At 64.5% G+C, this 14,466-nt stretch carries 13 protein-coding genes; 12 read left to right on the top strand and 1 reads right to left on the bottom strand.

The features are described from left to right. The first annotated feature begins 131 nt into the window (after positions 1-131). The 7 genes from GR167_RS19585 to GR167_RS19555 all read left to right on the top strand — a co-directional run bounded on the left by GR167_RS19585 (position 132) and on the right by GR167_RS19555 (position 8,672). The gene (locus GR167_RS19585; RefSeq protein ID WP_160975433.1) at positions 132-845 is read left to right on the top strand and encodes a MotA/TolQ/ExbB proton channel family protein; all 714 of its coding nucleotides are present in this window, start codon (positions 132-134) and stop codon (positions 843-845) included. A 4-nt stretch (positions 846-849) separates the two neighbouring features. Then, positions 850-1,224 (top strand): ExbD/TolR family protein, encoded by a 375-nt coding sequence (locus tag GR167_RS19580; RefSeq protein ID WP_160975432.1) that lies wholly within the window; start codon positions 850-852, stop codon positions 1,222-1,224. Positions 1,225-1,228: 4 nt separating this feature from the next. After that, the gene (locus GR167_RS19575) at positions 1,229-1,666 is read left to right on the top strand and encodes an ExbD/TolR family protein (RefSeq protein ID WP_160975431.1); all 438 of its coding nucleotides are present in this window, start codon (positions 1,229-1,231) and stop codon (positions 1,664-1,666) included. After that, positions 1,663-2,583, top strand: coding sequence for an energy transducer TonB family protein (locus GR167_RS19570; RefSeq protein WP_160975430.1), 921 nt, complete (start codon positions 1,663-1,665; stop codon positions 2,581-2,583). The genes GR167_RS19575 and GR167_RS19570 overlap by 4 nt, the downstream gene beginning before the upstream one ends. 163 nt (positions 2,584-2,746) lie before the next feature. Continuing rightward, complete coding sequence (locus GR167_RS19565) at positions 2,747-4,054, top strand: TonB-dependent siderophore receptor (RefSeq protein WP_370741348.1); 1,308 nt, start codon at positions 2,747-2,749, stop codon at positions 4,052-4,054. 435 nt (positions 4,055-4,489) lie between these two features. Further along, entirely contained in the window at positions 4,490-5,458 is a 969-nt protein-coding gene (locus GR167_RS19560) for an efflux RND transporter periplasmic adaptor subunit (protein ID WP_160975428.1), read from the top strand. Next, positions 5,451-8,672: an efflux RND transporter permease subunit gene (locus tag GR167_RS19555; protein ID WP_160975427.1), complete on the top strand. Its 3,222-nt coding sequence runs from the start codon at positions 5,451-5,453 to the stop codon at positions 8,670-8,672. Before GR167_RS19560 ends, GR167_RS19555 begins: the two co-directional genes overlap by 8 nt. Before the next feature lie 45 nt (positions 8,673-8,717). On the opposite strand, the gene GR167_RS19550 is transcribed toward GR167_RS19555, so the two are convergent. Then, entirely contained in the window at positions 8,718-9,509 is a 792-nt protein-coding gene (locus tag GR167_RS19550; protein WP_160975426.1) for a helix-turn-helix transcriptional regulator, read from the bottom strand. A gap of 131 nt (positions 9,510-9,640) precedes the next feature. Here GR167_RS19550 and GR167_RS19545 point away from each other — a divergent pair, with 131 nt between their 5' ends. From GR167_RS19545 to GR167_RS19525, 5 genes are read left to right on the top strand one after another with little or no spacing between them, the layout of a single operon-like run. Further along, positions 9,641-10,768, top strand: a complete 1,128-nt coding sequence (locus GR167_RS19545) for an ABC transporter ATP-binding protein (protein WP_160975425.1) — start codon at positions 9,641-9,643, stop codon at positions 10,766-10,768. 33 nt (positions 10,769-10,801) lie between these two features. After that, on the top strand, positions 10,802-11,962 hold the full coding sequence (locus GR167_RS19540; protein WP_160975424.1) for an ABC transporter substrate-binding protein: 1,161 nt from the start codon (positions 10,802-10,804) through the stop codon (positions 11,960-11,962). 21 nt (positions 11,963-11,983) lie between these two features. Next, a complete protein-coding gene (locus GR167_RS19535; RefSeq protein ID WP_160975423.1) occupies positions 11,984-12,835 on the top strand; it encodes an ABC transporter permease in 852 nt (283 codons plus the stop codon). 11 nt (positions 12,836-12,846) lie between these two features. Next, positions 12,847-13,665, top strand: coding sequence for an ABC transporter permease (locus GR167_RS19530; RefSeq protein ID WP_160975422.1), 819 nt, complete (start codon positions 12,847-12,849; stop codon positions 13,663-13,665). Next, positions 13,662-14,459, top strand: coding sequence for an SDR family NAD(P)-dependent oxidoreductase (locus GR167_RS19525; protein ID WP_235916086.1), 798 nt, complete (start codon positions 13,662-13,664; stop codon positions 14,457-14,459). Before GR167_RS19530 ends, GR167_RS19525 begins: the two co-directional genes overlap by 4 nt. Positions 14,460-14,466: the final 7 nt, after the last annotated feature.

The raw sequence follows: 14,466 nt of genomic DNA, 5'->3' as shown, positions 1-14,466 counted from the left end.
GAGGTGATAGACAGGGCCATCCCTGCCGCGGCAAATGAGAGCCTTAAAAAATTGATCGTTTTCGCCGCATTTGCTATCCGGGCGCAAAACAGCCAAGCCAACAAGACACTTTCCCGAAGGATTCCCATCGCATGAACAGCTTCCCGGACCTGTCGGCCATCGTCGCCACCGCTGCCGATTTCCTTGCCGCGGGCGGCCCGTCGATCTGGGTCATTGCGGCGCTGTCCGTCATCACCGTGGCGCTGATCCTGTGGAAGACCTGGGATCTGATCTGGCTCGGTGCGTGGTCCGGCGGGCGGCATGTGAACCGCGCGCTCGAATTGTGGCGGGCGCATCAGGACGGCGAGGCCAAGGCGCTGCTGTCGGGGCGGCGCACCGTGCGCGCCAAGCTGGTGATCGCGGCGATGGAGGCCGAGCAGCATTCGCACCTGGACCGGGAGGCAGGCAAGGAAGAAGCCGTGCGGGTGGCGAAACTGCTGCTGGCGCGGGCGGGCGGCGGGCTGCGGCCGCTGGAACTGATCGCCACCATCGCGCCGCTGCTGGGGCTGCTGGGTACGGTTCTGGGCATGATCTCGGCCTTCCAGGCGCTGCAGGAATCCGGCGCGCGGGCAGACCCGGCGATGCTGGCGGGCGGCATCTGGGAAGCACTGCTGACCACCGCCGCGGGCATGGCCGTGGCGATCCCCGCCTCGATCGCGCTGACCTGGTTCGAAAGCATAATCGACCGGCTGCGGCTGGAAATGGAAGATGCCGGCACCCGCGTGTTCCAGCGCAGCAACGCCCCCGAACCGGTGCATCTGGCGACTGCCGAGGCGGCAGCGCCGCGGCGCTTTTCGGCGGAGTAAGGCAATGGACCTGTCCGAGCCGCGGCCACGCCGCAGGCCGTCACTGACCCCGATGATCGACGTGGTGTTCCTGCTGCTGGTCTTCTTCATGCTGGCCTCGCGCTTCGGCATGGACATGCAGCTGCCTCTGGCCGCCGCCGGATCGGGCGGCGCCTATCAGGGGCCGCCCCGGCTGGTGCAGGTCACGGCGGAAGGGGTCACGCTCAACGGCATCTCTGTTAGCGAAGAGGCCCTGGCGGGCGAACTCGCGCCGCTGATGGAAGCTAAAACCGACACGGTGATCCTGCGCGCGGGCGAAGGCACGCCGCTGCAGCGGCTGGTCGAGGTGATGGGCACGCTTGGCGATGCGGGGCTGAGCAACCTGGTGCTGGTGGAGTAGGGCGATGGACATCTCGGGCCAGCGCCGCAGGAAACGCGAAGAAAACGTGATCCCGATGATCAACGTGGTCTTTCTGCTGCTGATCTTTTTCCTGATGACCGCGCAGATCGCGCCGCCCGAACCGTTCGAGGTGGCGCCGCCCGCCTCCTCCTCCGTCTCCCCGGCGGAGGGCACGTTCACCTTGTATGTCAGCGCCGAGGGCGAGGTCGGGTTTCGCGACGCGCTTGGCGAAGACGCTGCGCTGGAGGCGCTGGAACAGGCGGTGCGGGAAAGCTGCGCCGGGGGCCTGTGCGACGATCCCGAAAGCCGCCCCGTGGTGATCATCCGCGCCGACGGGCAGCTTGACGCGACGCGGCTGCCGGCGCTGTTGCGGCAATTGGCGGCCCGGGACATGACACGAATCCAACTGGCCACCCGCGAGAGCATCGAAGCCGAGCAATGAAAGCCGTCGTCAATATCGTCCTGTTCGGCACCCTGGCCGTCGCGCTGCACCTCGCGGTCTTCGCCCTGCGCCCACAGGACGGTTCGGCCCAGTCCGCCGGGGATGGCGGTGAGGATCTGGTCGCCATCGCGGCGGCGCCCGATTCCTATGCCGATATGGTCGCACAGTGGGAAACCCCGCCCGAGCTGAGCGAAGCGCCGCCGCCGGAACTGGCCGCGCCAGAGGCTGCCGATATGGCGCCGCCGGTGGCGGAGGCCGCCACCCAATCCAGCCCCGAAATGCCGCAGTTGCCGCAACCGGCGGCCAATGCGCCCGACCTGCCGCAGTTGCCGCAGCTCGACGACGCCCCGCCGCCGCCGCCCGAGCCGGAACCCGAACCGGAGCCGAAATTGGAACCGAAGCCGGAGCCCCAACCAGAACCGGAACCCGTGCCGGAACCGCAACCTGAACCCGAACCCAAGCCACAGCCCAAACCAGAACCCGTCAAGACACCCGAGCCGCAAAAGGCCCCGCCGCAACCGCAGCCGCAAACCGTGCAATCGGTTCCGTCGGTGCAGCAGAAGGCCGCCGGGTCGGGCGGCGGAAAACAGGCGGGCGAGCGTCGCAACGCGCAAGCCGCGACCCTGTCGAAATCGCAGCGCCAGACGCTGATGGCGCAATGGGGCGCGACCATCCGCACCCGTATCGACCGCGCCAAACGCCCGCCCCGGGGGGCAGGTTCGGGCAGAGTGACGGTCGCGGTTGCGGTGGCCGCGGACGGATCGCTGCGCGGCGTGTCGCTGATCCGCAGTTCCGGCAATTCCGCGCTCGATGCCGCCGCGATCGAGGCGGTGAAACGCGCCCGGAAATTCCGGCCCGCCCCCAAGGGATTGCCGGATAAAACCTTCAATTTCCGGCTTCCGATCGAATTCCGCTGACCGGACGGGGCGGCAGGTCGCTCCGCGCCTCAGTCAAAGGCGCGCATCTTTTCCGACAGCTTTTCCTGCGTGCGCCGGATGATCGCATGGATGCGCGCCGGGGACAGGTCCATGTCGCGCGCGATTTGGTTCTGCCGCCGCGCGTTCAGCCGGTGGTCCAGGAATACCCGCCTGTGGCTGTCGGGCAGGGTTGCCGGGGTCCTTTGCCTATCGGCAATCGGCCTACAACCATTTCGACACCGAACAGCAATCGGTCGGCTGGGAACTCACCCATGAATTCACGCCCGACCTGACCTTCAATCAGCGCCTGCGCTATGCCCATCAGACGACGGATTACGCGCAGCTCGATTTCGGCTGGGCCGATGCGACCGGGCTGAACTATTATGCCTTCCGCAACGACGAAGATGCGAAAACGCTGGGGATCGACAATACCCTGGAATGGAAAAGCGTGATCGGCAGCGCCGATAACAGCCTCATTATCGGGGCCGATTACCAGCGCAGCCGCTCAGACGTGACGCAGTATCTCGACTACACGATCTACACGGTGCCCTATGCCGACCCGAGCCTCGATTTCGCGGTCGCCGACCCGGCGCTGTCGTCGATGACCCGCTCGACCTATACCGAAAAGGGGCTGTACGTTCAGGACCATGTGAAATTCGCCAACGGCACCACGTTGACCGGCGGGTTGCGCCACAGCTGGTTCGAAATCGAGGTTGAAGACCTGTCCGGCGGCGGCACCCAGTGGCAGGAAAACGATGCCACCACCGGCATGATCGGGCTGACGCATGACTTCGCCAACGGGTTGACCCCCTATGCCAGCTATACCGAAGGCTTCATCCAGAATGTCGGCACCACCCTTGCCGGCGATCCGCTGAAACCGTCGGAAAGCAAGCAATGGGAAGCGGGCCTGCGCTATCAGCCCAACAGCGCCCTGATGCTGAGCGCCGCGATCTTCGACCTGCGCAAGACCAACGTGAAGGAATACGACCTGAACGACCCGACCTGGTCGAGCTTCACCCAGGCGGGCGAAGTGCGGTCTCGCGGGCTGGAGCTTGAAGCGCGCGGGGCGATCAACAGCGTGTTGCAGGGCGTGTTCAGCTACAGCTATCTGGACAGCGAAGTCACCAAGTCCACCGACGCCTCGATCGTCGGCAACGAAAATTCGATGTCGCCGAACCACCAGGCCGCGATCTGGCTCGATTACGACGCCGCGGCGATTGCCGAGGGGCTGACCATCGGCGGCGGGCTGCGTTACGTGTCGTCCTTCTACGCCACCCAAAGCAACGGGCGCGTCACGCCGTCCTATACCCTGGCCGATCTGGCGGTGAGCTATGAGGTGTCCGACTTCACGCTGGATCTCAACGTGACCAATCTCTTCGATCGGGATTATTACGGGAACTGCTATGACAGCTACGGCTGTTCCAAGGGCGAAGGCCGCACCATCACGGTGACACTGAACCGCAGCTTCTGATTTCGGGGCGTATCCCCGACCGGCCGGGCCGTTCGCGGCCCGGTCGACCCGCCATCGCGGCGATCCGAAGGGCGGAGTCCAGTTGCTGTTCCTGGATAAGCTTCTGTTTCTTATTCGTAAAAATCCATTTCATCCGCCGCGAACGGCGTCCCGCGACAGCAGATCCGGGCGCGATATCCCCGCCGCCGCCCGCCCTTCGTTTCCCCGATCAGACGCTTTCAACCCTTGCTTTCCACACCGGTCTTGCAGACGGTGGCGGAGAGCGGACTGATCCGTTTGCATCGGTTTTGGCCTTGAAACCCGTCGGCGCCAGCGCCATCCGGGGTTAATATGGACCGGATTTGGTGCGACCTAAGTTTGCGTTATGTCAAAGAAATATGTCGGGGCGCGCACTAGCGTGCAGCGAAATTCACACCGGCTATCAGGGGAAGTCTGATGAAACGATTTTTCGTTCTGTTCTGTCTGTTTGCGGCGCCGGTTACCGCCGAAACGATCGAGGTGGTGCCGCAGACCGTGACCGAATGGAAACCCGTCTACGGACAGATCGAAACCCGCGACCGGGTGCCGGCGCGGGCGCGCATCGGCGGCACCATCAGCGAATTGCTGGTGACCGAAGGCGATCGGGTCGAAGCGGGCACGCGGGTCGCGGTGATCGAGGATGACAAGCTGGCCTTCCGGATCGACTCGATCGACGCCCAGCTCGACGCGGCGCGGGCGCAGCTTGCCACCGCGCAGTCCGATCTGGATCGCGGCGAACAACTGCTGGAACGCGGCGTGATCACCTCGCAGAGAATGGATCAGCTGCGCACCCAGGTGCAGGTGCTGGACGGTCAGATTTCCAGCCTGTCCTCGGAACGGCTGGTGATCGAACAGCAGATCACCGAAGGCGCGGTGCTGGCGCCCGATACCGGCGTGGTGCTGAGCGTGCCGGTGGCGCGCGGATCGGTGGTCAACGCGGGCGAAGCGCTGGCGGAAATCGGCGGCGGCGGCGCGTTCCTGCGCCTTGCGGTGCCGGAACGTTTCGCCGGGGCGCTGGCCGAAGGCGACACGATCGAGATCGGCCAGGACGGCGAACGACGCCAAGGGGAGCTGGTCAAGCTCTACCCGCTGGTGCAGGGAGGCCGGGTCGAGGCCGATGTCGAGGTCGAGGGCCTGGATACCCGGTTTGTCGGTCGGCGGGTGCCGGTGCGCCTGCCGGTGGCCGAGCGCGAGGCGCTGCTGGTGCCCGACGCGGCGCTGGAACGGGTCGGCGGCATCGACCTGGTGCGGGTCGAAACCGCGCAGGGGGTGCTGTCGCGGGCGGTGGTGCCCGGCGAGCTGATCACCCGTGACGGTGCCGACTGGCGTGAAATTCTGACCGGCCTTTCCGCCGGCGACAAGGTAGTGGTGGACGCTCATGAGTGAACCGTCGGGTCAGGCCCCTTCGGGCGCCTTGGGGATTGCCGGGCGCCTGACGCGCTCCTTCATCCTTTCGCCTCTCACGCCGCTTCTGCTGCTGGCCTCGCTGGCGGTGGGGATGATCGCCCTGATCAGCCTGCCGCGCGAGGAGGAACCGCAAATCTCGGTGCCCTTGGTCGACATCCACGTGCAGGCCGACGGGCTGCGCGCCGAGGATGCGGTCAAGCTGGTGACCGAACCTCTGGAAACCATCGTCAAGGGCATCGACCAGGTCGAACATGTCTATTCCGACACCCGGGACGATCAGGTCATGGTGACCGCGCGTTTCGTGGTCGGCGTGTCCGCCGATACCGCGATCCTGCGGGTGCGCGACAAGATCCTTGCCAATATGGATCGTATCCCGGTCGGCATCCCGCAGCCGCTGGTGGTCGGGCGCGGCATCAATGACGTGCCCATCGTGTCGCTGACCTTTTCCGCCGCCCCCGGCGCGGGCGCGGTGGATGCGGCGCAGCTCACGCGGATCGCCCGCGAGGTCGAGGTGAAGCTGGCGCAGATCGAAAACGTCGGCCTGACCTACCTGACCGGCGCCACCGACGAGGTGCTGCGCGTCGCGCCCGATCCCGAAAAGCTGGCGCTGCACGGCATCACCCTGCAGCAGCTGGCGGGCAAGGTGCAGGGCGCCAATTCCGCCGCCCCGGCGGGCCGGTTGCGCGACGGCGGCGACCAGATCCCGCTGGTGATCGGCAAGACGCTGAAAACCCCGTCCGAAATCGGCAACCTGGAACTGACCGCGCGAGACGGGCGCACCGTCTATGTCCGCGACGTGGCCGATATTTCCTTCGTCACCGGGATGGAGGAACAATACGTCACCACCCTGGAACGGGCCGAGGACGGCACCATCACCCGCGAACCGGCGGTGACGCTGGCGGTGGCCAAGCGGGCCGGCGCCAACGCGGTGACCGTGGCCGAGGAAATCCTGCACCGGGTGGAGGAAATGCAGGGCGAGCTGATCCCCGACAGCGTGGCAATGGAAATCACCCGCGATTACGGCGAAACGGCGGATGAAAAGGCCAACGAACTGCTGTTTCACCTGGCGCTGGCCACCGTGTCCATCGTGATCCTGGTGCTGCTGGCGATCGGTTGGCGTGAAGCCATCGTGGTGGCGATCGTGATCCCGGTCACCATCCTGCTGACGCTGTTTGCGGCCTATATCATGGGCTACACGCTGAACCGGGTGTCGCTGTTCGCGCTGATCTTCTCCATCGGTATCCTTGTCGATGACGCCATCGTGGTGATCGAAAACATCGCCCGCCACTGGGGCATGAAGCGCGAGGGCCAAAGCCGGATGGAAGCCGCCGTGGCCGCCGTGGCCGAGGTGGGCAACCCCACCATCGTCGCCACGCTGACCGTGGTTGTGGCGCTGCTGCCGATGCTGTTCGTGTCGGGGCTGATGGGGCCCTACATGTCGCCGATCCCGGCCAATGCTTCGGCCGCGATGATCTTCTCGTTCTTCGTGGCGGTGATGATCACGCCTTGGCTGATGCTGAAGATCGCGGGCCGCGCGCCGCTGCATCATGAAGAGGGCGGGTTCCCCGGCGGGCGTCTGGGGCGGTTCTATGCCTCCATCGCAAGGCCGGTGATTTCCAGCAAGGGGCGCTCGGGCCTGTTCTTGCTGGTGGTGATTGCGCTGTCCTTCGGGTCGCTCACCGCGCTCTACACCAAGGACGTGACGGTGAAGTTGCTGCCCTTCGACAACAAGTCGGAACTGGCCATCGTCGTCGACCTGCCCGAAGGCGCCAGCGTCGAGGCGACCGATGCGGTGCTGCAGCAGGCGGCGCGTGTCGCGATGGACCTGCCCGAGGTGATCTCGGCCCAGCTTCATGCCGGGACGGCGGCGCCGTTCAACTTCAACGGTCTGGTGCGGCATTACTATCTGCGCGGGCTGCCGGAACAGGGCGATGTGCAGCTCAACCTGCTGCCCAAGGGCGACCGTGACCGGGTGAGCCATGAAATCGCGCTGGAACTGCGCCAACGGCTGGCCGATCAGGTCGAGGTGCCCGAGGGCACGGTGGTCAAGGTGGTCGAACCGCCGCCCGGTCCGCCGGTGATTTCCACCCTGCTGGCGGAAATCTATGGTCCCGACGCCGAGGTCCGGCGCGAGGTGGCCGCGCAGGTGCGCAAGGCGTTCGAGGATATCCCCTTCGTGGTGGATGTCGACGACAGCTATGGCGAACGGTCGCGCCGGTTGCGGGCCGAACTGCGGCCGACCGACATGGATTTCTACCTGGTGCAGGAAAGCGATGCTCTCGATACGCTGCGCATGCTGAACGGGGAAACCACGGTGGGCTATTCGCATCGCGGCGACGGCCGCCGGCCGATCCCCATCGTCATGTCGCGGGCCAAATCCGACCGGGTGATGGATGCCGAGGCGCTGTCGACCCCGGTGCCCGCCAACGCCCTGCCGGGCGGACGCGGCGTGGTCGAACTGGGCGACGTGGTGGATATCGTCGAGGAACGCGCGTCCTTCCCGGTGTTCCGGCATAACGGCTATGACGTCATCATGGTCACCGGCGAACTGGCCGGCGATTTCGAGGCGCCGCTTTACGGCATGCTGGAAGTCGCCAACCGGCTGGACGCGATCGACTGGCCCGAAGGCTACAAGCCGGTGATCCGGATGAACGGCCAGCCGGAAACCACCGATCAGCCGGTGCTGCTGTGGGACGGCGAATGGGAAGTCACCTGGGTGACCTTCCGCGACATGGGCGCGGCCTTCGGCGTGGCGCTGCTGGGGATCTACATCCTCGTCGTGGCGCAGTTCGGCAGCTTCCGTCTGCCGCTGGTGATCCTGACGCCGGTGCCGCTGACCTTCCTCGGCATCATGCTGGGCCACTGGCTGTTCGGGGCGCCGTTTTCGGCCACCTCGATGATCGGCTTCATCGCGCTGGCCGGGATCATCGTGCGCAACTCGATCCTGCTGGTGGATTTCATCCGCCATGCCGATCCCGACCAAAAGGTCACCGTGGATATCCTGATCGAGGCGGGGGCGACCCGGTTCAAGCCGATCCTGCTGACCGCCATCGCGGCGATGATCGGGGCGGCGGTGATCCTGTTCGACCCGATCTTCCAGGGGCTGGCGATTTCGCTGCTGTTCGGGCTGGCGTCTTCCACCGCCTTCACCGTGCTGGTGATCCCGGCGATCTATCGCATCGCCAAGACCTGACGATAGCGCGTCGGGCAGGGGGCATTCCCCGCTGCCCGGCGCGGATCAGGCCGGGCTTTGCAGCAGCGTGTCGATGAATTCTGAAAACAATTCGCCCTGCGACCGGATCTGCAGCTTGGAATAGATGTTGCGCCGGTGAATCCGCACCGTGCCGGGGGCGATTTCAAGGATGCGGCCGACGGCTTCGGCGGAATGGCCCTTCAGGGTGAATTCGACCACTTCGCGTTCGCGCGGGGTCAGCACGCCCTTGCCGAAGGTCTGGAACGCCAGTTCTAGGCTCTTGTACAACCCGTTTTCCGTCGTCGTGCCAGCCTCGGCGCCGAATTGCGTCGCCAGATCGCGCCAATGCTTGCAGCAGGCGGCCTCCACCACCGGCCAATAGGCCCGCAATTCGCGGATTTCCTTGGCCGTGAACGCCTTTTCCGCCCGCATCAGCGACACCACCACGACCACGCCGCCGGGCAGGTTGATGAAGAACCCGATTTCCTCGGCCAGCCCGGTCTGGACGTAATAGTTGCGGAAATATTCGCCCTGATAGAACCGGTCCGGCGCCAGGTCGCGCAGCCGGTACAGGCCCGATTCTACCGGAGTCGTGCTGGCCAGGTAGAACGGATCGAGAAGATAGGGGCCTTCCTGGTAGTCCTCGACGAAGACCCTGCGCTTGCCGCTCGGGAAGTCGTCATACAGGTCCAGCGGCCGGGCGGAGCCGAGATAGCCGAAGACGACCGTATAGTCGAACGGCGCTATCCTTTTAAAAGCATTGGAAAGTTTCGACGCAAAATCGTCGGTGTCGATCGCCGCGATCAGCTCGCCTGTCGCCTCGGCCCAATTTGTCACAGTTTATCCTCCCAATATCCCGCTTATCAAATTTGGACTACCTAATTCGTGGTATATACAATGAATCGGGATTTTCTTACGATTTTTTCAAAACAGATGATATGCCACCCAACAGGGAAACAATCAAGAAAATGAACAAGGGTGAATATACCCCGGGCCGCGAAGGCGGCGGCAAGAAAATCATCGCCGAACTGCGCGCCGTGTCGAAGCGATTCGGCGACGTTCTGGCGGCGGACGATCTGAACCTGGCGATCGAGGAGGGCGAGTTCCTGTCCTTCCTCGGCCCCTCGGGCTGCGGCAAGACCACAGCGCTGCGGATGCTGGCGGGGTTCGAGGCGCCGACCGATGGTGAGGTGCTGCTCGACGGCGACGTGGTGAACAAGCTGGACGCGCATCTGCGGCCGGTGAACATGGTGTTCCAGCACTATGCGCTGTTCCCGCACCTGACCGTGGCGCAGAATATCGGCTACGGGCTGAAGCAACGCCGCCCGCGCCCGTCCAAGGCCGAAATCGCCGACAAGGTCGCCAAGGCGCTGGATCTGGTGCAGCTGAAGGGGTTCGAGGATCGCCGTATCTGGGAAATGTCGGGCGGCCAGCAGCAGCGCGTCGCCCTGGCCCGCGCGGTGGTGAACGAACCCAAGCTTCTGCTGCTTGACGAACCGCTGGCGGCGCTGGACCGCAAGCTGCGCAAGGACATGCAGATCGAACTGCAGAACATCCAGCGCAGTCTTGGAATCACCTTCATCCTGGTCACCCACGATCAGGAAGAAGCCCTGTCGATGAGCGACCGGGTCTGCATCATGCGGGCGGGCAAGATCGAACAGATCGGATCGCCGCAGGACCTCTACGACCGGCCGCGCAACCGCTATGTGGCGGGCTTCGTGGGGTCGACCAACTTCTTTGACGGCAAGGTGGCGAACGTGTCCGGATCGGTCGCGAACGTCACCCTGGGCAACGGCCAAGACGTAACCGGCGAGGCGGTGCACGATCTGCACCCCGGCCAGGACGTCACGGTCAGCGTCCGCCCCGAACAGATCAGCCTCAGCACCAAGGCCAGCGATGGCAGCCTGCCGGTGACGGTGCTGAACCGGATCTTCCTGGGCGAACATACGGAATACCTGGTGCGCCATGACAGCCTTGGAGATTTCCTGGTGCTGGCGCCCAGGCTCGCGGAATTGAACGAAGGGCCGTTCAATACGGGCGATGTGCTGCAGGCATCCTGGGATGCAGGCGCGGCGCTCGTTCTGGAAAATAACTAAAGCCTACGAAAACTCTTCACAGGGAGTATCCAAATGCAACGCGACGACACACCAATCAGCAAGAAAAAGTTCATGGAAGAACTTTACCGCTACAAGAAGGGGTCGGTCAGCCGCCGTCACTTTCTTGGCGTGACCGGTCTCGGCATGGCCAGTGCCGTGATGGGCGCCGCCGTGCCCGGCCTGCGCCCGCTTCCGGCCTTCGCCGCCGGCGATATCGGCGACCGGGTGATCCTGGCCACCTGGCCGAACTACCACGACCCGGCCAACTTCGATGCCTTCACCGAAGCCACCGGCGCCCATGTGCAGGTCAACGTCTTCGGTTCGAACGAAGAAATGCTGGCCAAGCTGCAGGCTGGCGGCAGCGGCTGGGACGTCTATGTTCCCACCAACTACACCATCAGCACCTATGTGGCCGAGGACCTGATCGAACCTCTCGACACCTCGCGGCTGCCCAATTACGACGCCACCGCCTATGACCCGCGCTTCGCAGAGGCCGGTTCGGTCGACGGCACGCTCTACGCGGTGCCGAAGAACTGGGGCACCACCGGTCTCGCTTATAACAGCAAGCACACCGACGGCGTGAAGCTGGACAGCTGGAAGCAGTTCTTCGACATCACGAAGGAAAGCTTCTCGGGCCGCACCATGGTGCATGACTACCAGCTGACCACCATCGGCAACGCGCTGAAATATTTCGGCTATTCCTTCAACTCGGTCGATCCGGCGGAACTGGCCGATGCCGAAAAGCTGCTGCTGGAAGTCAAGCCGCACCTGTTCGCGATCTCGTCCGACTACCAGCCCGCGATGCGCAACGGCGACGCCTGGCTGACCATGTGCTGGACCGGCGACGGCAAGCAGATGAACACCGACATGCCGGAAATCGAGTTCGTTCTCGGCAAGGAAGGCGGCGAGCTGTGGAGCGATTACTACGCGATCCCGAAAGGCGCGCCGCATATGGATGCCGCCTATGCGCTGATCAACTTCCTGCTCGACCCGCAGGTCAACGCCAAGGAAGTGCTGGCCCACGGGTATCCGTCGGCGGACGCGCATACCAACGCGCTGCTGCCCGCGGAGCTGCTGAACGACCCGATCCTCTACCCGGCGCAGGAATTGCTGAGCGCGCTGGAATTCGGCGCAGCGGCCACCCTGACCGACCCGAACCGGGCCGAACTGATGGCCCGCTTCAAATCGGCCTGATCTGAACACGACGAGAACGACATGACGCAACGCACCCGCAATCTTCTGCTACTGGCACCTGCCGGAACCTGGTTTCTGGTCATGCTGATCGTGCCGCTGACGGTCGTTCTCGTTTTCAGCTTCGGCGAACGCGGGGCTTCCGGTGGATATGTCCCCGCGTTCACCTTGGAACAATACGCCAACCTTCCCGCGCGGTGGGCGGCGTTCAAGAATACCCTGATGCTGGCGCCGATCGGCACCTTTGCGGCGCTCGTGATCGCTTATCCGCTGGCTTATTATCTGGCCGTGCTGGCCAGCCCGAAGTGGAAAACCATGCTTCTGGTGCTGGTCATCGTGCCATTCTGGACTTCGATCCTGATCCGTTCCTATGCCTGGATCTTCCTGCTGGGCGGCCGCGGCATCCCCGCGCTTCTGGAACTGATCGGGATCGAGGGCGTGCGCCTGATCAACACCCCCTTCGCGGTGTTGGTCGGCATCGTCTACGGCTACCTGCCGCTGATGGTGTTCCCGATCTTCGTCAGCCTTGATCGGCTCGACAAGCGGCTGTTGGAGGCGTCTTCGGATCTCGGCGCGACGCGCATCCGCACCTTCCTGCAGGTGACGCTGCCGCTGTCGCTGCCCGGCATCGCCACCGGCAGCCTGCTGGTCTTCATCCTGCTGATGGGCGAATACCTGATCCCCGCTCTGCTGGGCGGCGGCAAGGTGTTCTTCGTCGGTAACGCCCTGGTCGATCTCTTCCTGCAATCGCGCAACTGGGCCTTCGGGTCTGCGGTGGCGGCGACGCTGGTGATCATCATGCTGATCAGCGTGACGCTCTACATGCGGCTGATCAGCAAGCTCGGCGCGCAGCGCGAAGACGTGTCATTGATGTGAGGGACTGAAAGATGCGGCTCTATTCGATATTCGTCTACCTGTTCCTCTATATCCCGATCGGCGTGATCGCGGTGTTCAGCTTCAACGCCGGCCGCCATGCCAGCCAGTTCCAGGGCTTTTCGACCCAGTGGTACGGCAAGGCGCTGAACAATCCATTCGTGATGGACGCGCTGCAGACCAGCCTGACCGTGGCGTTCTTTTCGGCGCTCTGCGCCAGCCTGTTCGGCACCATGGCGGCGGTGGCGCTGCAGGGCATCAAGGGGCCGGTGCGCACCCTGTTCGACGGGCTGATCTATATCGCGGTGATGATCCCGGGCATCGTCATCGGCATCGCCACGCTGATCGGGCTGGTGACGCTGTTCGACCTGGTCAACCCGGCCATCGCGGCAATCTGGCCCGAAGGCGCGAAACCGCCGCAGCTGCATATGGGGATGGGATCGCTGATCGCGGCGCATACCATGTTCACCATGGCGCTGGTCGTCATCATCGTGCGGGCGCGTCTGGCGGGCATGGACCGGTCGCTGACCGAAGCGTCCTCGGACCTCTACGCCACGCCGATGGGCACCTTCCGGCAGGTGACGCTGCCGATGATCCTGCCGGGCGTTCTGGCCGGGTTCCTGCTCAGCTTCACCTTCAGTTTCGATGATTTCATCATCGCCTTTTTCGTCGCCGGGTCCGAAACCACGCTGCCGATCTACGTGTTCTCGTCGATCCGGCGCGGCGTGACGCCCGAAATCAACGCCATCGGCACCATGGTGCTGGCGGCGTCGCTGATCATGTTGATTACCGCGCAGATCCTGCTGCGGCGTGGAGAAAAGAGAAAGTCATGACCGTTGTTGAAAGAGTGAAAACCCCCGCCGAGATGGTTTCGCTGGAAGGCCGCGTCGCCTTCGTCACCGGCGCCGGGTCCGGGATCGGCCGCGCCGGGGCCATCGCCATGGCGCAATGCGGCGCCCATGTGGTGGTGACCGACCGCGACGGCGCGCTGGCCGTCGCCACTGCCGACGCCATCACCGAAGCGGGCAATTCGGCCAAGGCGCTGGCCATCGACGTGACCGATTCCGCACTGCTGGAAAAGGCGATCCTGCAAACGGCGGAACGCCATGGGCGGCTCGACATCCTGCATTCCCATGCCGGGATCCAGATCGAGGGCAAGCTGGACCAGGTGCTGGTCGAGGACATGGATGCCAGCTGGGATCTGAACGTGCGGGCCCATTTCATCGCCGCCCGCGCCGCCATCGGCCCGATGAAGCAGCAGGGCGGCGGCAGCATCATCATCACCGCCTCGAATTCCGGCGTGCAATACGACCGCGAAATGATCGCCTATGCCACCACCAAACACGCCGCCGTGGCGATGACCCGGCAGATGGCGGCCGATTACGCCCGCGACAATATCCGTTTCAACACGCTGTGCCCGGGCTTCGTCGATACCCCGTTCAACGCCGGGTTCGAAGTGCAGATGGGCGGCCGCAAGGCGCTGGAAAGCTATATCGCCGACACCATCCCGATGGGCCGCTGGGGCACCACCGGCGAAATCGCCGACGCCATCGTGTTCCTGGCCTCGGACATGTCGACCTTCGTGACCGGTCACGCGCTGGTCGTCGATGGCGGGGAATGCATCTAGACAGCTC

Source organism: Thalassovita mangrovi (assembly GCF_009857745.1).
Taxonomy (GTDB): Bacteria; Pseudomonadota; Alphaproteobacteria; order Rhodobacterales; family Rhodobacteraceae; genus Thalassobius; species Thalassobius mangrovi.
Note: the sequence above shows the minus strand (reverse complement) of the source record. Positions and strands in the feature narration are given on the sequence as shown.

What these genes read in the sequence shown, in the direction of transcription:
- GR167_RS19585 (WP_160975433.1), top strand. Translation starts at nt 132, where the DNA reads ATGAACAGCTTCCCGGACCTGTCGGCCATCGTCGCCACCGCTGCCGAT.
- GR167_RS19575 (WP_160975431.1), top strand. Translation starts at nt 1,229, where the DNA reads ATGGACATCTCGGGCCAGCGCCGCAGGAAACGCGAAGAAAACGTGATC.
- GR167_RS19530 (WP_160975422.1), top strand. Translation starts at nt 12,847, where the DNA reads ATGCGGCTCTATTCGATATTCGTCTACCTGTTCCTCTATATCCCGATC.
- GR167_RS19560 (WP_160975428.1), top strand. Translation starts at nt 4,490, where the DNA reads ATGAAACGATTTTTCGTTCTGTTCTGTCTGTTTGCGGCGCCGGTTACC.
- GR167_RS19525 (WP_235916086.1), top strand. Translation starts at nt 13,662, where the DNA reads ATGACCGTTGTTGAAAGAGTGAAAACCCCCGCCGAGATGGTTTCGCTG.
- GR167_RS19545 (WP_160975425.1), top strand. Translation starts at nt 9,641, where the DNA reads ATGAACAAGGGTGAATATACCCCGGGCCGCGAAGGCGGCGGCAAGAAA.
- GR167_RS19555 (WP_160975427.1), top strand. Translation starts at nt 5,451, where the DNA reads ATGAGTGAACCGTCGGGTCAGGCCCCTTCGGGCGCCTTGGGGATTGCC.
- GR167_RS19540 (WP_160975424.1), top strand. Translation starts at nt 10,802, where the DNA reads ATGCAACGCGACGACACACCAATCAGCAAGAAAAAGTTCATGGAAGAA.
- GR167_RS19580 (WP_160975432.1), top strand. Translation starts at nt 850, where the DNA reads ATGGACCTGTCCGAGCCGCGGCCACGCCGCAGGCCGTCACTGACCCCG.
- GR167_RS19570 (WP_160975430.1), top strand. Translation starts at nt 1,663, where the DNA reads ATGAAAGCCGTCGTCAATATCGTCCTGTTCGGCACCCTGGCCGTCGCG.
- GR167_RS19535 (WP_160975423.1), top strand. Translation starts at nt 11,984, where the DNA reads ATGACGCAACGCACCCGCAATCTTCTGCTACTGGCACCTGCCGGAACC.